Genomic DNA, 23,329 nt, shown 5'->3' with positions numbered 1-23,329 from the left:
CCTGTTTTGCTCAAAACAGGCCGAAAACGGAAAACTTTATTTGCTTAACAGCAGAGAACTGTAGGCAGGAATGGTGACTTCGCCTGCCTTTAGCCTGGCGCCGTTGGTGCTAAAAAGTACCTTTTGGAATCCGGTCACCTCCTGCGGTAGTTTGTAAGTCACAGCAGCTTTGGAAAGATTGTGCAACACCAGCACAGACTCCTCCTGGTGCTTTCTTTCAAAAACGCTCAAACCGGCCGTTTCCGTGGCAATTGGTGAAAGCTCACCGTAGGTTAACGCCTTGCTCCTGTTGCGAAGCGCAATGAAGGATTTATAATGGTTGAACAAGGAGTTCTTGTCTTTCTGTTGAGCCGCCAAAGGCACGGTGGTGCCCTCAGTGTTGTAGGTGGGCGTCATCCAGGAGGTTCTGGCTTTATCCCTGGCTTTCCTGTCCCACAGGAACGGCTCCCTTATCTTCTCATCGGGCTTTTTCCCGGTCATGCCAATCTCTTCGCCATAATACAGGTAAGGGGAGCCCGGCAAGGTGAGCAGCAGGGCCGCCGCCATTTTGGCTTTGTGCAGGTCACCGTTCACGGCGCTCATGATGCGGTTCTGGTCGTGGTTGGTGAGAAAGGTGGCATCTACGTATTCTGGGTTTACGCTCTGGTAGAACGCTCTGATCTTTTTGTGGTTGGCCACCAGGTCTCCCGCCTGCTCCTCGTTCACCGCCTTGGTGATGGCAAAGCCCATGTCAAAGTTGAACAGCGCAGGCAAGCCCTTCAGGTAAGGCCCCACAATGTCTGCCGGCGCCCACACCTCGCCAACCAAATACACGTCTTTCTTGGCTTTCTTCATTTCATTGAGAAAATACACCCACCACTGGTGGTTGTCATGCGGACGCTCATCTGGGAAAATATGTCGGGCTGCGTCTAACCGGAAGCCGTCTACGCCCATCTCCGTCAACCAATACTTCCCTATTTTAAACACCTCCGCCCGTAGTTTGGGGCTGTCAAAGTTGAGGTCGGGCATGCCGCCGTAAAAGTAGCCGTAGTACAGGTAATCACTGCCTTCCACTTGGTGCCAGTGCCGGGTATTGTCTGAGTCTGCACCCGTTGGTCTTCCGTCTTTCTGCGTCTGCGGATCGTCTTTGTGCGTCCAGACATAGTATTCGCGGTAGGGGCTGTTCTCATTCTTTACCGCGTCTAAGAACCAAGGGTGCTTGCTGGAGGAATGGTTCAGCACCATGTCTATCACCACCTTGATGTTGCGCTTGTGCGCCTCCCTGGTGAATTCCTTGAAATCTTCCAGGGTGCCGTAGTCGGGGTGGATGCCGTAATAATCAGTCACGTCATATTTGTGGTAAGACGGCGACGGATTGATGGGCATAAGCCACACCGCCCCTACCCCCAGGTTTTGGAGATAATCCAGTTTGGAGGTCATGCCTTTGATGTCGCCAATCCCGTCCCCGTTGGAATCGGCGAAGGACTGCACAAAGATTTCATAGGTGATGCCGCGGGGCCATTGGCTGGCTTGGGCAGGTTGGGCGTTTGTAAATAATGAAGAAAAAAGCAATGTAAATAATACTGCCCAACAACAGGTAAAGCGAAATTGAAAGGATTTACTCATGTAGTTTTAAGGAATAGATCACAGACTGTGATGAGGAAATTGATTGAACATGAACAGCAGTAAAAGGAATGAACCCGGTATTAGAAACACCGGGTTCATTCCTTTTCACTCTACGCTATCTGTTCTGAAGCATCGTTTCTTATTTTTGTTTCACCAGCACATAATTCCCGGTAAGGTCATTGAACTGTACTTTGTAGGTACCGGGCTGCATTTTGAGATTTGGTGAACCGGGCGTTCCCTTCCCATACCACAGTGTCTGGTCTGCACCGGCCCCCCAGTTGGTTCCCCAGTCTTTATCAACCCTAAATTTAAGCTCTGACAACGCTTTAGGGTCTGCTTTTGCAGGAAGAGTAACTTCGCCATACCAGAGATGGGGGTTAAAAGTAGAGTTTGTCATCATGACATCATTGCCCCACCCGTTAAATTCTCCAAGTATACCAATAGAGTTATAGGTAGGGGCACCTGCCCCAGCACCATAAGGCTCAACTGTTAAGGTGTTATTTCTCAGGCTAACGGTAATTGTGTAATAGCCATCAGCAGGGATAAGACCTGTGAAATTAGGAACATCTGGATCACTTTCTTTAGGTCTGAATTTTATAGTGGCTGAAGTAGCATTAATTTTAGCATCCATTCCCCAAGCTGGTCCCCATTTCCCTAACATTCCAAGAAGTTTGAAATCTCCCGCTTTCAGTTTACTGGTCAGGGTATAAACAAAAGGATCTGTCTCATCTCTGAAAAAAGGAGTGGCTTTAGAATTATTCCAATCATTTTCAGCGGCAGCCCCAACTAAATAAATTACTGGATATTCTGGCTCTGCTAAGTAAGGTGTAACAGCAAGCGTGGTAACTGCTGAATAAACAGAAGCCACCGAAGCTCCTACTGAAGCTTTCACACGAACTTCCATCTCCCCCTCCTCAAATCCTTTCATCCCAATTTTGTTGGCAACCATATTTAAATCAGAGACTTTCATGGTTTTCATCATGACATTGCCTACCTCTATCACTTCTGGTTTAGCGAAATTTTCTCCTTTTTTTCCAAACTCTAAGGAATACGTAACGGCAGCATCATAGCCGAAGTCAGATTTAGTCCAGCTAAAAGTGACTGCATCTTTTGCTTTATCCTCTTCTTTTAAAATCAAGTTTGTCTGAGAGGCACTTAATGTTGCTTCGGTACCATCTTTCAAGATGATCATGTCTTCATCTTTATCGCATGACCAAAGAATCATGGAGAAAAGAGTCAACATCAACAACTTTGTGTAGTTTGTTTTCATATGTTGCTTAATTACAAAGTTTTTGAAAGTCAGGACCATTGCTGGCCCTGACCTTTTATTTAATAACCAGTATTCTGCTTTAAATTTCTGTTGGCGATGAGATCTGTAGCAGGTAGTGGGAAAAGTCTATAAATGTCGCTTACCCCTCTTCCACCTTTTACACCACCCTTCCAAGGCCACAGATAAGTTGAAGAAGTGAATTTTCCGAACCGAATCAAATCAGTTCTGCGGAACGCTTCCCAGTAGAGCTCACGGCCTCTCTCATCTAGAATAAAATCTGGTGAGATGCTAGTTACATTCCCCGAGTTGTTACCATAGGCACGTTCACGCAAAGTATTCACATATCCTATGGCTGTTCCCATGTTACCGTTCGCTGCATCTCTAGCCACTGCCTCAGCATAGATCAAATACATCTCAGCCAGTCTAATCAATGGGAAGTCTGTGGAGACAAATACATTGTTGACAGAAGGCGCCGCTACTCCTTTGGAAGTAACATTTTTGAATTTTGTAACTTTCAGACCTTCTGCAAATGCCAACGGATCATCAATTTCTATTTTGCTCCCGAAGAACATAGCACGCTTGTCAGTTGCTCCACTATAATCCTGGAACAGTAAGGGTAGCTCCTTCGTTGACCGGATACCTCCCCATCCACCGCTTGACACTCCAAAAGAAGCTGGATTCATATCAGCATTGATTGCAGCATTTACAAGGAAAGTAGTTCCGCCGAAGTTCTGTGAATTGATTCCGTCATAGTTAACAGACAAAATGGTTTCAGTGTTATCTACGTTGTTATCTGCCAGGAATAGATCTTTGTAGTTGTTCTCTAAAACATACCCAGACCCAATCACCTTGCTGGCATACGTAGCGGCATCTTTATATCTGGCTGTACCGGTATAAACCTGAGCATTCAGGTAGAGACGCGCCAGTAAAGCCTGAACTGCCGCTTGATCAGCACGACCGTATTCATTTTGACGTGCCGCCACCATTAAAGGCTCAATGGCCAATAATTCAGATTCAACATATTTGAATAACTCTGCTCTTGAAATCTGTGGCGGAATGTATTTCCCGATAGGATCCTTTTCTGTCACAAACGGCGGATTTCCGAACAAGTCCATGGCTACCCAATATTGGTAGGCTCGTAAGAAACGTGCTTCAGCCTGATATTTACGGATATTGTCTGCATCTGCCCCCGTAATGCCTCTTTCGCTCAATCTGTCATCTGATGATTCTCTAATGAACACATTGGCCATTGTGATCTGGTAAAAGATACGGTTGTATAACCCGGTAAGCATGGTATTGCTAGAGGACCAGTTCATGTTATGAAAATCAGGTAAACCCGGGTCATTCCAGACAACATGCGCCTCATCTGTGGTTAACTCCTGGGCGTTCCAGTACAACCGCAGGAAATCTGAGGTACCTGCATCAATACCTCCCAGGTCTGATGATTCAGGACCTCCGTTCCCAGTGAGGGCAAATGCACCATATACTTTTGCGAGCACCTGCTTATATCCCTGAGGAGTAGCATAGACCTGTGCGGAAGTAGTACTATTGGTGGGGGTTAAATCTAAATCATCATGGCAGGAGGTAAGACAGCCTAGCATGATGGCTGACATACCTGTTGCTTTTATAATATATCTTTTCATCTCTTTTAAAATTAGGAAACAGATTAGAAACCTAGATTTAAGCCTACAACAAAGGTTCTTGGTCTCAGATAGAAATTATTATCAATACCGCTGCTGATCTCAGGATCTACTCCAGAATAATTAGTAACTGTGAATACGTTCTGGCAAGTTAGGCTTACACGCAGGTCGGCTCTATTGAAAACACGTCCTGCATTGTAACCGAGTGTGAGGTTGTCCATGCGCAGGAAAGAAGCATTTTCTATGTAATAATCAGATTTGTACTGGTTATTATTGAAGTTGGTATCATAGAAACCGGTAGTGCTGTTTCCTAAGAAGCCGCCTGGGTTCAGGATGTTTCGTGTAACACCAAGGTTTGAGGAGATGTTGTTATACATGTAGTTCCCCAGATTAGCACGTAAAATGGTGCTCACACTCCACTTTTTATAATCAACCTGAGTATTAAACCCAAGAGTAACCAGAGGAGCAGGTGCTTTGTAGCGGTAAAGATCCTTCTCATTAATAATGCCATCTTCATTCAAATCAGCATAGACTCCTTCTAAAGGCATTCCATTTTCATTGTATATCTGCTTGTACACATAGAAAGAATACGTGCGGTACCCAACTGAATTAATTTGAATATTCTGTCCTGTTGCACCTGAAATACCACCAGTAAGATTACCAGGGAAATTAGGATCATTGTTTGCCGTGAGATTGGTGATCTCATTTTCATTGGCCGTCACGTTTACACCTACACTCCAACTCAAATTTTCTTTCTGTACAGGAACAGCATTGATAGCAAACTCTATCCCTCTGTTTTCAATATTTCCAACATTGGTTAGAATCAAGTTACTAAAGTTAGAACCTACAGGAATAGAAATAATATTCAGCAAATCCTTTGTCTTCTTCTTATAGATATCAAGTGACCCGCTGATTCTGTTGTTGAAGAAACCATAATCAATACCAACGTTAGTAGTAGCGGTTTGCTCCCATTTAATGTCTGCATCATAAGCAACGGGTGCATATGTGTAATAGTAGTTGCCACCAAACTGGTATTGGGCAGATTCAACACCTAAGCCATACACTGGCTGGTAAGAATAATTGGCTATGCCTTCCTGCTGGCCAGTGATCCCGTAGCTTACCCTTAACTTCAGGTCAGAAAGTGAAGAGAAATTTTTAAGGAAAGCTTCTTCACTTACCCTCCAGGCTAAGGAGGCAGACGGGAATACACCCCACCTTACATCTGGAGAGAATTTAGAAGAACCATCTGTCCTGATAGTACCTGTGAAAATATACTTATCATTTAGGGTGTAGATTAAACGTCCGTAATAGGAGATCAACGTGTTTTCTGGAATATCATACGGGAATTTAGGGTTAGACCCTTCTAATACCTCACCCGCGGCATTGTAACTTGGGTAATTATACGTCTTGGTTTGGTTGTTATAGTAACCATACCCTGCCGTGGCATTTACATTGCTTTTAATGCTGGTTATATCCTTATTATAGTTCAGATATCCCTCCAGAACTTTATTATTCACCCGTTGTAAATACTGATTGTTTACCCCCCGCACAGAGAAACTCTGCGCCGCCTCAGCTGGTACAAAAACAGTGCCTTGTCCTTTGGCAATATCATACCCTAGGTTTAGGTTAGCATGTAACTCAGGCAAAAAATGAAAGCTGTAGTCAATCTGAGCATTACCAAAGCTTCTCTGTACTTCACTTCTATCATTTCTTAACTCAAGCAGAGACACAGGGTTGCGGGGAGCATTTGGGTTTAACAAAATATTGCCCTTGTCATCTTTACTTACCCACTCATAAAAATTTCCAAATTGGTTTTCAGTTCTTACGGGTTGGGTTGGGTCAAAAGCAACGGCAGCTCCAATAGCCCCTTGGTTTGCAAAACGGGTATTGGTCAAAGAACCTTTCAGGTTAATATCCACCTTCAGGTGATCGTCCAGGAATCTTGGTGTCACACTAATGGCTGCAGATTTTCTCTCAAATTTATCAGTGCGCAACACTCCCTGTTGGTTCAGATAACCTGCAGAGATTCTGTAGGGCATATCTTTAAAAGCTCCGGAAACACTTAGGTTATTATCAGTACCAATGGCTGTCTGATAAATCTCATCCTGCCAATCAGTAGTAGAGCCCCCTAACAAGGCTTTTTGTGCATCTGTGCCATTTGCATTCACATAAGCCCTAAATTCATCTGCATTCAACACATCTACTTTCTTAGTTACTTCAGAAACAATAAATTGAGTATTGAAGTTAACAGTTGGTTTACCAGAAGTTCCTTTTTTGGTAGTAACCAAAACTACCCCGTTAGATGCTCTAGAGCCATAAATAGCTGTAGCGGAAGCATCTTTAAGAATAGTCATAGACTCTATGTCATTGGGGTTAATTAAGCTCAGAGGATTTGTAGCCCCAGAAATACCATAACCAGTTAGCGGAACCCCATCAATAACAAATAAAGGATCATTGCTTGCGTTCAGTGATGCACCTCCTCTAATTCTTATTGTACTTCCAGCACCAGGCTGACCACCATTGGAAGTAATCTGTACCCCGGCCACTTTGCCAGTAATCAATTGCTCTGGGGTTGTAACATTTCCTTTCTGGAAATCCTTTGAATCAACGGTGGCAATAGAACCAGAAACATCCTCGCGGCGTTGGGTACCATAACCAACCACTACTACTTCCTCCAGGGCCTTGGCGTCAGTTAACAGCGTTACAGAAACGTTTGATTGGCTACCCACGGCCACCTCCTGGTTCAGATAACCAATGTATGAGAACACCAGGGTGGCGTTATTGCCCGGTACGGACAGGGTAAACCCGCCGTTCACATCAGTGGCAGTGGCAGTAGAGGTTCCTTTTACCAGAACTGTCACGCCAATCAGGGGAGTGCCGCCCTCCCCTCTTACCGTTCCGCTCACATTCCTCTGTTGGGCAGAGACCGCTCCGCTGCTGGCTACAAGCAAAGCCAGGGCAAACAGGAGGCAGGCATAAAACCTCCTGGTAAAAATTTCACCAGCACTTTTTTTAGAAGGCGGTAAATCTTTTTGTAATACGTCTAACATAGATGAAGAATTAGGAGTGGTTAACAATTTTGTTTGCAGAGATGCCAGGTGGTAACTATCTACAGAACAAGCTTTTAAAATTATAACTCTTTTTAGGAAATCGTTTTCCATAGCGATTTAGGAATTTTCAATCAAATCTCAAAGCTTTCAGGCAAACAAAAGAAGAATAATTTTTAACGATTTTCTAAAAAGCACCTGCTGAAAAACCCCTTTTTCAATAAAATAGAGTTTTAGCCGCTTCTTTTTAAGATATGTTTAATTAGCTTTGGGTAAACGACTGCCAATTCCTTTAAGGTAAAGTTAGCCTCTATTGCTTTTTTATTAAGGAAATCGTTGGTATTTGGTCAATTATTATTGTTTCTGCAATACCCTGTGCAGGTTCAAAGATTGTTAGTTAATTGCGTACGAAACCGTTTAATGCCCTATGGCTAGAGTAACCATACATGACATTGCCAGAGAAGTAAACAGTACGCCCTCTACTGTTTCTAAGGCACTGAATGACCACCCTTCTATAAGCGCCGCCACCAAAGAAATGATTAAAGCCGCGGCATTGAACCTGAATTACCGGCAGAACAGACTGGCTTCCTCCCTGCGTTCCGGCAAAACCAACATCATAGGCATCATCATTCCCAGTTCAGACATAGGCTTTTTTGGGGCGGTGGTTCACGGAATTGAGAAGGTTGCCAGGAGCAATGGCTACAACATCCTGCTGTTCCAGTCGCATGAGACGGGCGAGTATGAGGTGGAGGGGGTGGAAACCCTGCTACAGACCAGTGTGGACGGCATCATTGCTTCTATTGCAAAGGACACGCCCAACCTGGACCATTTCTATGATGTGAAGAAACGCAAAGTGCCGCTGATCTTGTTTGACCGGGTAAAAGATGAGCTGGAGTCGCCTTCTGTGGTGGTAGATGACTACCGTGGGGCCTACATGGCCACTGAGCATTTGATTGGCCAGGGCTATTCCCGTATTGCCCACATCTCTGGCCCGCAGCATGTCAAAATTTTCAACGACCGGCTTTGCGGCTACGCAGATGCCCTCCGCGCGTACAATCTCCCCGTTGATGATGACCTGATCCAATATGGCAAAACCTCTATTGAGTCTGGTCAGTTGTGTGCCGAGCAGCTCATGCAGACGCCCCGTAAACCTGATGCCATTTTTGCCGCAGTTGACATCACGGCTCTGGGGGCGCTGCAGCGTATTAAACAGTTAGGCTACCAGATGCCGGGCCAGGTAGGGCTGATCGGCTTCGGGAATGAGTCATTCAGCCCCTATGTCACCCCTTCGCTCTCCTCTGTAGACCAGCAACCGGCCCGTATGGGCGAAGAGTCTTTCCAACTTTTCCTGAATGCCATGGCAAAAAAAGGAAACGGCCAGATAGTGGAAGAGGAAACCGAGGCCCCCACAAAAATCATCCTTGACCCTGTATTGGTGATCAGGGAGTCTTCGCAACGCAAGCACGTCTGATTTTTTTCCGGATATATTTTTCAACCACGTCTGTTTTCGGGCTGTTTTCCTAAAAACAGCCCGAAAACGGACGTGGTTCTTTATGTACACCTTCAGGAGAAGCGCAGTTCTAAATTTTGCCTTCGCAAGTAAAGGCAGCAGCGAAAGTTAAAGCCAACGTGGTTCCTGTACCTTTTGGTGGTGCCACTTAGGCAATGAAACCACAAAAGCAGGTAATGGGTGGGGCAGTTTGCAGGAACAAAGGCTGATTAGGAGCAAACCCTAAGACAATCTTCTGGTTTTCAATTAGTTTTCCGGCTAGTCCCATCTCACCGGTACCCGCTTCTTTTCATGTGATTTGAAAAAGGAAAACCATCTAAAAACAGCGTTTTTGAGGTATTTTCAAATAATTTATTACCTTACCCTTTCAACCAAACCTACAACTAATCCTTTTCATCCTTTTATGGAGCAACAGTCAAGTAAAAGTTACGGCTCAGCATTGTACACGCTGGCCATGGTGTTCTTTTTTTGGGGCTTCCTGGCCGCATCCAACGGGGTGTTCATCCCCTTCTGCAAAACCCATTTTGATCTGACGCAGTTTGAGTCGCAGTTGATTGACTCAGCGTTTTACGGAGCATATTTTATTGGCTCCCTCCTCCTGTACCTCTACTCCACCAGCGTAGGGTATGACTTCCTGAACAAAATAGGCTACAAAAAAGGCATCATCTACGGCTTGTTAGTCTCCGTGGCAGGCGCTCTGCTCATGATCCCTGCGGTAGGTTCCGGGCAGTACGTGTTCATTTTGCTGGCCTTTTTTGTGATAGCCTTGGGCTTCTCGTTGCAACAGACTGCCGCCAACCCGTTTGCGGTGGCCCTGGGTGACCCGGCTACCGGTATGCACCGCCTGAACCTGACGGGCGGGGTGAACTCCCTGGGCACTACCCTGGGGCCTATCATCATCACCCTGGTTTTGTTTGGAGCCGTGGTGGCTACCCCTGAGCAGATAGCCGCCGCCTCTACTGGTTCAATAAATACCCTGTACCTCATTCTGGCGGGTGTTTTCCTGCTGGTAGCCGGTATTTTCTCCATCCGGAACATGCCACGGGTCACCTCAGATGAAGAGCCTGAGCGTAGCGGGAAGGCTACCCGGGCATTGCTCGCCATTACCGGGGTAATTATTGTGCTGTCTGCCATAGGCAAACTGTTGCCTGAAAGTGAAACAGGCACCACTACCCTGATCCTGCTGGTGGTGGCTCTGGTGAGCGTGATCCTGATCTTGATTATGTCTACCAAGGCAGCCCAGAAAAACAGCAGCGGCTGGGGCGCCATGCAGTACCCGCAGTTAACCTTGGGTATGATTGCCATCTTTGTGTATGTGGGCGTGGAAGTAACCATTCAAAGCAACCTGGGTGCCCTATTACAGACACCGGAGTTCGGCGGCTACAATGAGGCGCAAATCTCCCGGTACATCTCCCTCTACTGGGGTAGTTTAATGATTGGCCGCTGGATGAGCGCGGTCACCATTTTCAATGTCTCTAAAGGCACCCGCACTATTCTGAGCGTGGTGGTTCCCTTCCTGGCTTTTGGGGTAGTGTTGTTGGTCAACTATATCAGCGGAAACGTGATTGAAGACCTTTTTGTATATGCCATCTGCATCGCCATCTTGATCGCCATCAACTTCTGGTCACAGGGCAAACCTGCCAAATTGTTGATGGGCCTTGGCCTGTTAGGAATGATTGCCATGGTGATTGGCCTGTTCACTGCCGGTAAAGTGGGTTTGTTCGCCTTCATCAGCGGTGGTTTGATCTGCTCTATCATGTGGTCCAGTATCTTCGCGTTGAGTATCACCGGTTTGGGCAAGTACACCAGCCAGGGTTCATCGCTCCTGATCATGATGATTCTGGGGGGTGCCATTATCCCGCCCCTACAAGGCGGCTTAGCCGATTTTATAGACATCCATTCCTCTTACTGGGTGGCCGTGGCCTGTTTCGGGTATCTGGCATTCTTCGCCTGGAAGGTTTCCGGCATCTTGAAGAAACAAGGCTATGACATTGAGAACCTGGAGGCCGGCGGAGGCCACTAAGCTCCTTCCCCTTCCTTGAAAAACAGAAAGACCTGCTGAAACCCCTTCAGCAGGTCTTTCTGTTTTGGGGCTGTTTTCCGGAAAAAAGCCCCAAAACGCAACGCCTCCTCCTTAGCCTCACCTGAGGGAGCGGGCAACGAAGAAGCCGAAGAGGAACTTAGAGAGACACGCATATACTGCTCAACTTAGCAGTAGCCACTAATGCTATGGAATTGTGTATGGCGGCGTGGTGGTAAAGTAGGTGAAACCCCTCCTGTCTGAGCGGCAGCGCGTTAGGGAGTTCTCGGTTCTTTTGGTTAGGTTGAGCATCAAGGATCAACCCGACAAACAGGGGCAGGGAGAGGCTTGGCAAGTGCGGTGGTTAGATTAAAACTGGTCTTCCTTAGATCCATCGGCAAGCTCAGGATGACGTGGTAGAGACTAGGCACCGCCTCGTCTCCATGCGCTGGCCATCTCATTATACTTGGCAGAAAGCCATTGATGCGTAAAATCCAGCCCTACCCCTATCAGGAGGGGAATATCAGGAATACGGGGGAGACAAGGCGGTGCCTGGTCTTTACATTAAAAACCAACATCCTAATACATCAACATCAGCTTAATACTTCCGCCCCTATCAATAATGGTGAATTGGTAAAAATGCCGTTTTTGGCCTGTTTTCAGAAAAACAGGCTAAAAACGGCATTCAAAGACCCAGATAAAAATCCTAACGTGCGTATTTCCGCTTGCGCCACCAGAATTTCATCACGCCAAACAGCAGCAGCAGCACCAATGGCACACCCAGATTGATGGCCTGCCATTTGGTTCGCTCATCGCGCAGCTTGGCCTTGTCTAGCGGGCGTATCTCAATTTCTTTTCCGCGAAGCTCAATCAGTCCTTTCTCATCCAGCAGGTAGTCCACCACGTTTTTCAGCAGTTCCTTGTTGGCGAAACGGGAGCGGGAGAAGCGGTCAAAGCCTAGTTCTAACGGCCTGCCAGACCGCGGGTCAACATCGTTGGCGGCCAGGTCACCGTCAGAGAAAACCACTAGCTGGGTGGCTTTCCCTTCGGCCTCAAACGGGATTGTGACCCCTTCGGGCACCGGCCTGTTTGTGAAGACTGATTTAAACCTGCCCTCCAACAGATAGCCCACCGGAATAGCGCTTTGCCCAAACAGCTTAGGGTCACGGTCAATGCGCGGGTCGTTCAGCGAAATGGACACCGGCGACTCCCTGATGCGCGAGTACTGCGATGTCCAGAGCAGTGGGCTTTTCTTAATGCCTACGGCTTTCACGGTGTCAATGGAACTCACAAACTTGGTCTGCACCACGTCCAGGTTGCGGGTCACCGGAAGCTGGCTGAAACTGTTGATCAACGGGTAATACCGCCACGGCACCAGCTGGGTCTGCGGCTGGTTGCCCATATAGCCGGTCACCATGGGAATAAAGCTGGCGTTGAGATCCTGCACCAGGTCTGGGTTCACCCGTACGCCGTATTTAAAGAGCAGGTCCTGCAGGTTCAGGTCATACGGGAACGCCAGCAGGCCATTCTCCCGCACACTGTCCAGAGAGGCGCGAACGCCATCCAGCAGGAACAGGACCTTGCCCCCGCGCATGATGAACTGGTCCAGCTTGTATTTATCTGCTTCTGAATACGGCTGGGTAGGCTTCATCATGACCACCAGGTTGAAGTTGTTCAGGTTGGGCACCTGACTGATCTGCACGCGGTTCACCGTGTAGTATTCTGAAATCGTTCCCAGAAAGTCGGCGGCCTGCGGCAGCCACAGCTCCCCGTGCCCTTGCAGCACCCCAATCCTGCCGGAGCTGGTGGAGGCCACTTTCCGGAGGGCGGTGGCCAGCTCGTACTCCAGCCCCTCAATAGACTGGTTCAACCGTTCATCTGGCGTAGCCGCCTGGCTGCCTTTCAACAGAATGGCGGCCGTCTCTTTGTTTCCCGCCGAAATCAGCGCCCCCGGGAACACGATTTTCTCTACCTTCTTGTCGCCTTCGGTGGCAAAGAGGTTGGTGGGCTGCAGCCCTTTCTGCACCAGTTGCTGATAGAATTGATTCCTAGCCTGCTCATTGGTGTTGGCATTGGGATCTATGAAGGTGTACTGTACCTTGCCGTCTGAGTAGAGCCTAAACTCCTCCAGTGTTTCCCTGATGCTGTTCTGCAGCCTCCTGAAACCGGCAGGGAACTCCCCTTCCAGGTACACGGTCACCTGCACCGGCTCCTGCAGGTTGCCCAGCAGTTGCTTGGTCTGGTTAGAGATGGTGTACCGCTTATCCTGGGTTAAATCAATCCGGAAGAAATAGCGGCTGGCCACGAAGTTGAGCACCAGCAGCAGGCCCACGGCCACCAGAAAGAAGGTCCAGTCATGGCGGCGGCGGCTCTCCACTACCGGCTGCGCCGATGGGGTTTGTTGGTTCTGCTCTACCATTTTCTGCTCTCCAATACTAATTTGGTGGCCAATAACATCACCGTGATCACACTCAGGAAATACAGCACATCTCTGGAGTCAATCAGCCCCTTGCTGATGGAACTGTAGTGGTACGAGATGCCCAGTTGCGCAATGTAGTAAGAGGCGGTTCCCCAGGCGTCAATGGAGGCCAGCAGATCAAAGCCGGTGTACACCATGTAGCACAGGAACACCGCCAGAATAAAGGCCACAATCTGGTTCTCAGTGAGCGACGAGGCAAACACGCCCATGGCCACAAACACCGCCGCCAGAAACACCAGCCCCAGGTAAGACCCTGCCACGGCCGCCGAGTCTATATTCCCCACCGGATCCCCCAACTGGTACACGCTCACGTAGTACAGCAGCGTGGGCAGCAGCGCAAACAGCGCCAGCAACAGACACGCAAAATATTTCCCCAGCAGCAGCTGGGCATCAGATACCGGTTTGGTGAGCAGCAGCTCCATGGTGCCGCCTTTGCGCTCCTCAGCAAAGGTGCGCATGGTGATGGCCGGTATCAGGAACAGGAACAGCCACGGCGCCAGCCCGAACACGCTCTGCAGATCGGCGTAGCCGTAGTCCAGCACGCTGCTGTCTGGGAACACCCACATGAACAGCCCCGTGGCCACCAGAAACACCCCAATGACAATATAGCCAATGAGGGAGTTGAGGTAGGAGTTGAATTCTTTACTAAGTATGGCGAACATTGTTCGTTGGTAGTTATTCGTGTTTTGTTGTTCGTGGCGAGTACTAGTGTGCTTGTAATGGTTTGATTAATGCTCTCTGTTTCCGGCTTGTTTTGGCCAAAACAGCCCAAAAACAGAACATTTTCTCACTGCACCCTGCTGCCCTTGTTGGCGAGAACACCAACAAGGGCGGCAACTTGAATGTGGTAGAAATGTTTGCAAACATCTTTCAGCTTCCAACTCCCCAATTGTCATTCTGTAAGAATCTTGTGGGTGAACTAGAAAAGCGCTTAATACCCATTATCACCGTTCGCCGCCAAGTTCCTTTCAGGATGAAAAGAGAGAGTTTTTCCGTTTCTGGCCTCTTTTTCAGAAAACAGCCCCAAAACAGGACAGGGCTACTTTGCTGCCCTGGTCAAATCCTGAAACAGTTTCTCCAAGGTGTTTTCTTCCTGTTGCAACCCTACTAGTGGCCAGCCGTGGTCACTGGCCAACCGGAAAATGGAGGATCGCAAATCGGCCCCGGCCGAAGCAATGATTCTGTATTTATGCACGCCCGCCGGCTCTACCCGCTGCACCCCCTGTAAAGCCAGGATAGGTTCCGGGTTCACGTCTGCTTCAAATTCAGCTAAGATTCTTGTCTCCTGCCGACCCATGTTCTTGAGCTCAGCCACGGGACTGTCTGCCACCAGTTTACCTTGGTTAATGATCAGCACGCGGTCACAGAGGGCGCTCACCTCCTGCATGATATGGGTAGAGAACAACACGGTCTTGGCCTGCCCCACCTCCTTGATCAGCTGCCTAATCTCCACAATCTGATTTGGGTCAAGACCGGTAGTGGGTTCATCCAGAATGAGCACCGCCGGGTCATGGATCATGGCCTGCGCCAGCCCCACCCGCTGCCGGTAGCCTTTAGACAGCGCGCCAATCTTTTTATGGCTTTCGCGGGTAAGCCCGCAGAGCTGAATCATTTCATTGGTTCTAGCCTGGAGCTGGCTCCCGCCCAGGCCGTGCAGCTTGCCCACAAAATGCAGGTACTCGCGCACGTACATGTCCAGGTAGAGCGGGTTGTGCTCGGGCAGATACCCTACCTGCCGGCGTACCTCCTTGGGCTGCTCCAGCACGTCATGGCCGTTCACCAGCACCGTTCCGCTGCTGGGCGGCAGGTAGCAGGTGGCAATTTTCATGGTGGTAGATTTCCCGGCGCCGTTGGGCCCTAAGAAACCCACAATCTCCCCGGTGCCCACGGTAAAGGAAACGTGGTCAACGGCGTGCTGGGTCCCGTAAACTTTGGTTAGGTCTTTTATCTCAATTCCCATTCTGAAAGCTTAGGCTTGCTTTTTCTCTGGCCTCCCCTTGGGCATTAAAGGTCTTACCTCAATGTCAACGTGGTGGTAGTTGGGCGGAGACTGAAGAACGTGCAGAATGGTAGAGGCAATATCTTCTGGTTGCATCATATTCTCTGGGGCGGTGCCGGTACCTTCAAAGCCGTCAAAGAAGTGGGTGGCGGTAGAACCCGGGTAGATACAGGTAACCTTAATGCCATGCGGCCGCACTTCTTTGAACAGGGAATGGGAAATACCGCGTACCGCAAACTTGGTGGCGCAGTAGCCGCTCATGTTCTCTATCCCGGTGAGGCCGGCAATAGAGGAGATGTTGATGATGTGGCCCTCCAGCTGTTTTTTCATCTGGGGCAATACCAGGCGGGTACAGTAGAAGATGCCGTTCACGTTGGTGTCCATCATGGTGTGCCAGTCGCGCGGGCTCATGGTGTCAATGGCCCCCTGAATGCCCAGACCGGCGTTGTTGATGAGGACGCTGATGTTCTGCCGAAGCCGCTCCACCGTCTGCTCATAGGCAAACAGCACCGACTGCTCATGGCGCACATCGCATTCAAAGAAATAGAAATCAGGGTGCGAAATCTTAGGGCGGGATCTGCTCCAGCTTACCACGGTAGCCCCTTGCTCCAGCAACAGTTTAGCGGCTGCCAGCCCTATCCCGCTGCTTGCCCCGGTAATCACAACTACTTTACCTTCTAGTTCCATATCAATGATTTTGCTCAAATTTAAATAAATAACTTATTCGATATGGGTTGTTCGTTGTTAGGGAGAAGTTCTTTTTACAGAAAAAGTTTACTGAGCCACTTGCTTTACCTTAAGAAATTCTGATTTCCCGTTTTTGACCTAGATTCTCTAAAACCGGTCAAAAACGCAGGGTTCAAGGCATCCTTCACTTTCCTTCAAATCTCAAACAACGAATAACTACCAACCAACAACTAAACTAAATATCGCCTAACTGCGGCCTAAGCAACAACTCTTCTATCACGGTCTGCTTTGAGACGCTGTGGGCACCCCAGATAGCGGCGGCCACGTCTTCGGGCTTCATGAACCGGTCCTGCGGCAGGTCTACGCCTTCCCAGCTGGCGGTATAGGTGGCGCCGGGCAACACGGCCGTGACGCGTATCTGGTGCTCTTTCAGTTCTTCGCGCAGCACGCGGGTCATGCCGTAAAGGGCGTGCTTGGCAATGCAGTAAGAGCCGCCGTTGGTGTAAGCGGTGACGCTGGCCGTAGAGCAGATGGTGAAGATGTGCCCGTCACGGCGTTTGATCATGTCCCCTACCAGGCCTTTGGTGAGGTCATAGGCGCTGTAGAGGTTGGTGTTGATCATTTCGCGCAGCACGGTATCGCTTTCCTCATGAATAAACCCGGGAATAAAGAAACCGGCGTTGTTCACCAGCACATCTACTTTTACATGCAGTGATTTGATATAGTCTACAAACCGGCGCACCTCGCCCTCCTGGCTTACATCCAGGGCCTTGTAGAAAACCTTAGAAAATGTGTAGGTTTGCTCAATGTCCAGCTTGAGCTGCCGCAGGTCTTTCTCCTGGCGGGAACAGGTGATGATGTGGAATCCTTCGGCCGCGAAACGGTGCACAATGGCCTTGCCAATGCCTTTGGTTCCGCCCGTGATCACTAGATATTTTTGCATGCGCTAGATGTTTTTTCTTTTTTCAACGTAATATAGGCATTTGAAACCAAGAAAAGCCCCAACTTTCCTGTATTGGGGCTACGGCACACTCGGTTTGTACTCTTCTACATGAAAAACTTAGGTTCTTACCTCCTCTTTCTCTTCAGCCTTGTCAGAAGGCCAGAATCACCCAGAATACTCTTTAACCGCACCATGGAGGAGGCGGTCCTGATTGGGATCAACTCGGTCTTTATTGTGGCGGTGGTTTCTACGTTTATTGGGGCGGTGACCTGCGTGCAGATCTCCTACAACCTGAACAATGCGTTTATTCCGCGGTCTACCATTGGCTTTATGGTGCGCGAGATGACCATTCTGGAAATGGCCCCTACCATCACCTCAATTGTGTTGGCGGGTAAAGTGGGGTCAAACATTGCCGGCGGCCTGGGCACCATGCGCATCACTGAACAGGTAGACGCGCTAGAGGTGATGGGCATCAACTCAGCCTCTTACCTGGTGCTGCCCAAGATGCTGGCCTCTATCCTGGTGTTCCCTATGCTGGTGATCATTGCCATGTTTCTTTCCATTCTGGGGGGGTATGTGGCCGGCACGCTGACCGGTGCCCTGTCTGGGCAGGAATACATCACCGGGCTTCGTTCCAGCTTTATAGGGTTTAACATCACCTTCGCGTTGATCAAGTCAGTAGTGTTTGCCTTCATAATTTCCTCCATCTCTTCGTACAAAGGGTATTTTACCACCGGCGGCGCGTTAGAGGTAGGCGAATCCAGCACCAATGCCGTAACCAACAGTGTCATAGCCCTCCTGATTGCCGACTACGTGTGTGCCCAGGTGTTGCTGTAGCAGAAAGGGAAGAGGGGCAGAACCGGAGGGGCGGCCATTAAAATTTAGCCATGATTGAAATTCATAACATACAGAAATCCTTCAACGGGAAAAAGGTACTAGATGGCATAGACGGTGTGTTTGAGTCTGGAAAGATGAACATGCTCCTGGGGGCCAGCGGTACGGGTAAAAGCGTGCTCCTCAAATGCATTGTGGGGCTGGTGAAGCCAGATGTAGGCAGCATCACCTATGACGGGCGCATCTTCACCAACAACAAGCTGGATATCAAACAGGAGATTAGGCGTAAGATAGGGATGCTGTTTCAGGGCAGCGCCCTCTTTGACTCCATGAACGTGAACGAGAACATTGATTTCCCCCTGAAAATGCTCACAGACATGACCCGTGCCGAACGCCGCGAACGGGTAGAATTCTGCCTGAAGCGGGTTGGGTTGGAGCAGGCCGGAAAACTGATGCCCTCTGAGCTCAGCGGCGGGATGAAGAAACGCGTAGGCATTGCCCGCGCCATTGCCCCGCACTGCACCTACCTCTTCTGTGACGAGCCCAACTCCGGCCTGGACCCGCTTACCGCCATCAAAATTGATGAGCTCATCAAAGAAATCACAGAGGAATATGACATTACCACCATTGTGGTGACCCATGATATGAACTCTGTGCTGGAGTACGGTGACAACGTGATGTTCCTTTACCAGGGCAAAAAGCTCTGGGAAGGCCACAGCAGCGAGATCATGGACACCAAGGTACGCGAACTCAACGACTTCATCTTCTCCAACCGTTTAATGCGTGATGCCAAGAAAGTGGAGCAGATTGAAGAAGAAGAGCAGCGTGAAGAAGACCAACGCCAGGAGGAGGAGAAAAACCGGAACAAATAAGCCATCCCTGCCACTGCCTGATCATCCTGTTTCCGGGCTGTTTTTCAAAAAACAGCCCGGAAACAGGACTTTTTTTTTGCCTCTGCAGTAACTAGGTGGAGTGAGTGAGGGAAGTGGAAGCAATAGCTTCTGCTATTGCCGGAGAGGCCATTTGCCACTCTACACGCCTATCGCCATCAATACGAATGCAGCTGTTCTTGTCCCCCCTACGCCTATTAGACGGGCTGCCAATTCAGGAATCCACTACAATAGCATATCCTTCATCATATCACAGGAAAACGCGGTGTACCCGGGAAAGCCAATAGTAAGGGGAAGATTGCCACTCGCCCATAAAATCTTTACTGACAGGAAAGAAAAACACCAGCATATTCTCTGGCGGGGAGCTTGTTTAGACGTTGCTCTGGCAGCGAAAATGGGGCGTCCAGAGCGTCTTTAGAGCAGCATGGCAGCACTATGGGGCGAGGCAACCGCGAAGTCAGGTTTCTTTGCTATTCATTTTCAGCGCAAAAAATACAAACAGGCTCTTTTCCATATCACGGCTGCCTGAGCTCTTTTGAACCAGCCCTTTGCCTAAAAGCGCCCTTCCTGTTTTTGGCCTGTTTTCTCAAAAACAGGCCAAAAACAGGAAGGGCGCTTTTACTATTTTTAACTGCCTACAATTCAAATAAGATACCGGCAATGGTTGCCGTCATCATACACGCTATAGATGCGCCAAGCAGTGCCCTCAGCCCCAGTTTAGACAGATTACCCTGCTGGGCTGGGGCCATACCGCCAATACCGCCAATCTGGATAGCAATGGAGCTGAAGTTAGAGAAGCCGCACAGGGCATACGTGGCCAGCACAATTGACTTAGGCGATAAGGTGCCTTGGGCTTTCATATTTGCCAGATCCAGATAGGCCACAAATTCATTAACTGCGGTTTTCTGGCCCAGCAAGCTCCCCACCTGCAGGGTGTCCTGCCATGGGCAACCCATCAGGAAGGCAAACACCCGGAAGATCTGCCCCAGAATGTACTGAAAATTGAGCCCTTCAAACCGGCCGTCTGTGGAGCTCACAATCATTTCATTTAAACCAGTTAACCCTCCCATCCAGAGCAGGATGGAGTTTAACAGGGCAATTACCGCAATAAAGGCCAACAGCATGCCCCCAATGTTCAGGGCCAGCTTCAAGCCGTCTGCGGCGCCGGTAGACATGGCGTCTATCACGTTCACCCCCAGTGACTCTTTGTTTACACTCAGCTGGGTGTTGATCTTGTCTTCCTCGGTTTCGGGCACCAGAATCTTGGCCATCACAATACCGGCGGGCGCGTTCATGATAGAAGCCGTTAAGAGGTGGGCGGCAAAAATTGCCTGCTGGGCCGGGTCACCGCCGCCCAGAAAAGCCACATAGGCGGCCAGCACCCCGCCTGCCAGGGTGGCCATGCCGCCTGTCATGAGGCACATGAGCTCAGAGCGGGTCATGGTTTGAATGAACGGACGCACCAGCAGGGGCGCCTCGGTCTGCCCTAAGAAGATGTTACCGGCCGCAGAAAGGCTTTCTGCCCCAGATAACCGCATACTCTTTGACATGATCCAGGCAATCCCGAACACGATCTTCTGCAGTACCCCCAGATAGTAAAGGCCGGCGGTAACGGTAGAGAAGAAAATAACGGTAGGGAGTACATTGAAGGCGAAGATATACCCTACCCCGGTCTTAGAGGCGGGGTTGGCCAACTCCCCAAACAGAAAAGAGGCTCCGGCACTGGAGAAGCTCAGCAGTTTCACAAAGCCCTCACTCACCACCTCAAAGCCTCTTTTTACAACTTCCACCTCAGTTACCAGAAACCCGAACACGATTTGGATCAGGATTCCGGCCCCCACCAGCTTCCAGCTGATGGCTTTGCGGTTCACAGAGAAGAGAATGGCAATTCCAATCAGGATAATATAGCCGAGAAGGCCTTGGAACACAGATAACATAGATGACAAATTTGTCAAAAATAAGCCAAATTCTATTGAAAAAGAAAAAGTCTTGGGTTCCCCCAAGACTTTCCCGTAAATATTAAAAATTAAGCTTATTCCCGTTTGTTCAGCTCGTCTCTGATTTTGGCCGCCCGCTCATAGTCCTCCTTCTCCAGGGCCTCATTCAACATGGTGTTCAACTCCTCTACAGACACCTCCTTGAGGTTGCTTTTGCCCGATGACGCGGCCGCGCCGGCGCTGCTGCCGGTAGAGGTGGGAATTTCATCTGTCTCCTCATCTGCCTCTTCCTCATCCAGATCGCTCAGGATAATACCGGCTTCTGAGAGCACTGACTCCACCGTGTAGATAGGAACCCCAAACCTGAGGCCAATGGCAATGGCGTCTGAGGGTCTAGCGTCCAACTCAAACTCCTTCTCCCCGTCTGTGCAGACAATCTTGGAGAAGAAAACTCCTTCCTTCAGGTCTGAAATCATAATCTCCTGCACGCTCACGCTCATCTGCTGCGCAAATGACTTGAACAAGTCATGCGTTAACGGGCGGGTAGGGTTGATCTTCTCAATCTGGATGGCAATGGACTGCGCCTCAAACATGCCAATGATAATAGGCAACCTTCTGCTACCGTCCTTCTCCCCCAAAACCAGGGCAAAAGAACCGGACTGCGACTGACTGGAGGACAAACCCAGAATCTCTAGCTCAATTTTCTTCACAATTTCTCTTCTATTCGTCTATAAAGCTTTAGCGGCTTCTATCAATTTAGGAACAACCTCCAGCGCATCACCCACAATGCCGTAATCTGCGGCTTTGAAGAACGGCGCCTCCGGGTCTTTATTGATAACGACAATTACTTTAGAAGAGTTGACCCCTGCCAAATGCTGAATGGCTCCGGAGATACCCACGGCAATGTACAGGTTAGGGCTCACGGTGATGCCGGTCTGGCCTACGTGCTCGTGGTGAGGTCTCCAACCAATGTCAGCAACAGGCTTTGAACAGGCAGTGGCGGCGCCCAGCGCTTTAGCCAAATCTTCAATTAAATGCCAGTTTTCAGGCCCTTTCAAGCCTCTTCCGCCAGAAACCACCAGATCAGCCTCGGTCAGCAGAATGTCACCAGACTGTTTAATGGTTTCTTTGGGGGCCGTGCTGAAGTCAGCGTCAGACAGGTCTGCTGAGAAGTTCTCTACTGTGGCGGTAGCCCCGGCAGAGGTCTCAAAGTCCAGTGCGTTTTTCTTAACGGCTATGATTTTTTTATCAGAGGTGAGCTCCACATCAGAGAACGCTTTGCCGGAGAACACCCCGCGGCGCACTTTGAAAGAAGCGCCGGATATTTCTGGCAGAGACACCACGTTGGTGGCCAGGGAGGCCCCCATTTTCACCGCCAGGCGGGAACCAATGGCTGCCCCAATGTTGGAGTTGGAGAGCACAATCAGGCTGGAGTTTTCCTGTTCAGCGGCCTTGGCAATCACCTTCACATAAGCGGCTCCCACAAAATCATGCAGGCGGGCGTCATTGTCTAACAAAACTTTGGTAACGCCTTGCTCCCCCAGAGAAGAGAGGGCGTTGGCTTGTACATCACCTATGGCAACGGCGGTAGCCGAGGTACCCAGGGCCGCCGCCACCTTGCTCCCGTACGAGGCTGCCTCCAGAGAGGATTTCTTCACTTCGCCGTTCGCGCATTCTATCACTACTAATACTGACATGCTTATAGAACTTTAGCTTCGTTACGTAATAATTTAATCAGGTCACCGGCGTTCTCAGCGTCTATCATTTTCACGCCAGACTTGGCTGGCGGCAATTCATAGTGCTGCACGCTGGTTTTGGCCTCCTGCCCTACCGGTTCCACTACTTTCAGGGGTTTGGTGCGGGCGGTCATGATGCCGCGCATGTTAGGGATGCGGGGCTCGGTCATGGGCTGCTGCGCACTGGCTACCAGCGGCAGGGCAACGTCAATGATTTCCTTTCCGCCTTCAATCTCGCGCTCTACCGTGGCGGTAGATCCGTTCACGTCTAATTTGATGGCTGGCGCAATGGTAGGGATTCCCAGCAGTTCACCCACCATACCGTGCACCTGGAAACCGTTGTAGTCAATAGACTCACGGCCCATCAGGATCAGGTCATAACCGCCCTCTTTGGCGTAGTGGGCAATCTGTTGAGACACCAAAAAGGCATCTGTGGGTTTTATATTTACGCGGATGGCGTCATCGGCGCCAATGGCCAGCGCCTTTCTGATATTTGGCTCAGTATCTGCCTCCCCCACGTTCAGAACGGTCACCGTTCCGCCCTGGGCTTCTTTCAGCTCAATGGCGCGGGTCAGGGCGTACTCGTCATATGGGTTGATCACAAACTGTACCCCGGCGGTGTTAAACTCTTTGCCATCAGGGGTAAAGGTGATTTTGGTGGTGGTATCAGGCACGTTGCTAATACAAACTAAGATCTTCATGTGACTTAGGGTTAGCGGATTTAGACTAATT

General features: G+C 49.5%; 17 protein-coding genes. 4 read left to right on the top strand and 13 right to left on the bottom strand.

Features of this window, described 5'->3' with window-relative positions:
* Positions 1 to 36: 36 nt before the first annotated feature.
* The 4 genes from FHS90_RS12120 to FHS90_RS12105 all read right to left on the bottom strand — a co-directional run bounded on the left by FHS90_RS12120 (position 37) and on the right by FHS90_RS12105 (position 7,676).
* The gene (locus FHS90_RS12120; protein ID WP_246386964.1) at positions 37 to 1,551 is read right to left on the bottom strand and encodes an alpha-amylase family glycosyl hydrolase; all 1,515 of its coding nucleotides are present in this window, start codon (positions 1,549 to 1,551) and stop codon (positions 37 to 39) included.
* A gap of 193 nt (positions 1,552 to 1,744) precedes the next feature.
* Positions 1,745 to 2,875 carry a SusE domain-containing protein gene (locus FHS90_RS12115; protein WP_182513240.1) on the bottom strand — a complete coding sequence of 377 codons (1,131 nt, stop codon included), beginning with the start codon at positions 2,873 to 2,875 and terminating at the stop codon, positions 1,745 to 1,747.
* A gap of 59 nt (positions 2,876 to 2,934) precedes the next feature.
* Complete coding sequence (locus FHS90_RS12110) at positions 2,935 to 4,518, bottom strand: RagB/SusD family nutrient uptake outer membrane protein (protein ID WP_182513239.1); 1,584 nt, start codon at positions 4,516 to 4,518, stop codon at positions 2,935 to 2,937.
* Positions 4,519 to 4,541: 23 nt separating this feature from the next.
* Positions 4,542 to 7,676: a SusC/RagA family TonB-linked outer membrane protein gene (locus tag FHS90_RS12105; RefSeq protein ID WP_246386961.1), complete on the bottom strand. Its 3,135-nt coding sequence runs from the start codon at positions 7,674 to 7,676 to the stop codon at positions 4,542 to 4,544.
* Between the two features lie 313 nt (positions 7,677 to 7,989).
* On the opposite strand from FHS90_RS12105, the gene FHS90_RS12100 reads away from it, so the two are divergent.
* Together FHS90_RS12100 and FHS90_RS12095 are read left to right on the top strand one after the other, a co-directional pair.
* Entirely contained in the window at positions 7,990 to 9,033 is a 1,044-nt protein-coding gene (locus tag FHS90_RS12100; RefSeq protein WP_066832164.1) for a LacI family DNA-binding transcriptional regulator, read from the top strand.
* Between the two features lie 442 nt (positions 9,034 to 9,475).
* Positions 9,476 to 11,095, top strand: coding sequence for an MFS transporter (locus FHS90_RS12095; protein WP_182513238.1), 1,620 nt, complete (start codon positions 9,476 to 9,478; stop codon positions 11,093 to 11,095).
* Positions 11,096 to 11,798: 703 nt separating this feature from the next.
* Here FHS90_RS12095 and gldG read toward each other — a convergent pair.
* The 5 genes from gldG to FHS90_RS12070 form a co-directional block, all read right to left on the bottom strand.
* On the bottom strand, positions 11,799 to 13,511 hold the full coding sequence (gldG, locus tag FHS90_RS12090; RefSeq protein WP_182513237.1) for a gliding motility-associated ABC transporter substrate-binding protein GldG: 1,713 nt from the start codon (positions 13,509 to 13,511) through the stop codon (positions 11,799 to 11,801).
* Positions 13,505 to 14,233, bottom strand: a complete 729-nt coding sequence (gene gldF, locus FHS90_RS12085; RefSeq protein WP_066839483.1) for a gliding motility-associated ABC transporter permease subunit GldF — start codon at positions 14,231 to 14,233, stop codon at positions 13,505 to 13,507. Before gldF ends, gldG begins: the two co-directional genes overlap by 7 nt.
* A gap of 377 nt (positions 14,234 to 14,610) precedes the next feature.
* Positions 14,611 to 15,531, bottom strand: coding sequence for a gliding motility-associated ABC transporter ATP-binding subunit GldA (gene gldA, locus FHS90_RS12080; protein WP_066839485.1), 921 nt, complete (start codon positions 15,529 to 15,531; stop codon positions 14,611 to 14,613).
* A 9-nt stretch (positions 15,532 to 15,540) separates the two neighbouring features.
* Positions 15,541 to 16,257: an SDR family oxidoreductase gene (locus tag FHS90_RS12075; RefSeq protein WP_182513236.1), complete on the bottom strand. Its 717-nt coding sequence runs from the start codon at positions 16,255 to 16,257 to the stop codon at positions 15,541 to 15,543.
* A 235-nt stretch (positions 16,258 to 16,492) separates the two neighbouring features.
* Positions 16,493 to 17,200, bottom strand: a complete 708-nt coding sequence (locus FHS90_RS12070) for an SDR family NAD(P)-dependent oxidoreductase (RefSeq protein WP_182513235.1) — start codon at positions 17,198 to 17,200, stop codon at positions 16,493 to 16,495.
* A gap of 108 nt (positions 17,201 to 17,308) precedes the next feature.
* Here FHS90_RS12070 and FHS90_RS12065 point away from each other — a divergent pair, with 108 nt between their 5' ends.
* Both FHS90_RS12065 and FHS90_RS12060 read left to right on the top strand, forming a co-directional pair.
* Positions 17,309 to 18,037, top strand: a complete 729-nt coding sequence (locus tag FHS90_RS12065; protein WP_066839493.1) for an MlaE family ABC transporter permease — start codon at positions 17,309 to 17,311, stop codon at positions 18,035 to 18,037.
* 50 nt (positions 18,038 to 18,087) lie between these two features.
* Positions 18,088 to 18,906 (top strand): ABC transporter ATP-binding protein, encoded by an 819-nt coding sequence (locus FHS90_RS12060; protein ID WP_066839491.1) that lies wholly within the window; start codon positions 18,088 to 18,090, stop codon positions 18,904 to 18,906.
* 653 nt (positions 18,907 to 19,559) lie between these two features.
* Here the strand turns inward: FHS90_RS12060 and FHS90_RS12055 are convergent.
* From FHS90_RS12055 to FHS90_RS12040, 4 genes are all read right to left on the bottom strand, one after another.
* Positions 19,560 to 20,861, bottom strand: a complete 1,302-nt coding sequence (locus FHS90_RS12055) for a NupC/NupG family nucleoside CNT transporter (RefSeq protein ID WP_182513234.1) — start codon at positions 20,859 to 20,861, stop codon at positions 19,560 to 19,562.
* A 95-nt stretch (positions 20,862 to 20,956) separates the two neighbouring features.
* Positions 20,957 to 21,571 carry a bifunctional nuclease family protein gene (locus tag FHS90_RS12050; protein ID WP_066837127.1) on the bottom strand — a complete coding sequence of 205 codons (615 nt, stop codon included), beginning with the start codon at positions 21,569 to 21,571 and terminating at the stop codon, positions 20,957 to 20,959.
* Between the two features lie 18 nt (positions 21,572 to 21,589).
* A complete protein-coding gene (locus tag FHS90_RS12045; protein WP_182513233.1) occupies positions 21,590 to 22,558 on the bottom strand; it encodes an electron transfer flavoprotein subunit alpha/FixB family protein in 969 nt (322 codons plus the stop codon).
* Positions 22,559 to 22,560: 2 nt separating this feature from the next.
* The gene (locus FHS90_RS12040) at positions 22,561 to 23,298 is read right to left on the bottom strand and encodes an electron transfer flavoprotein subunit beta/FixA family protein (protein ID WP_066837122.1); all 738 of its coding nucleotides are present in this window, start codon (positions 23,296 to 23,298) and stop codon (positions 22,561 to 22,563) included.
* Positions 23,299 to 23,329: the final 31 nt, after the last annotated feature.

The organism is Rufibacter ruber (assembly GCF_014138425.1).
GTDB lineage: Bacteria > Bacteroidota > Bacteroidia > Cytophagales > Hymenobacteraceae > Nibribacter > Nibribacter ruber_C.
This window is presented reverse-complemented; position numbering and strand designations above follow the sequence as displayed.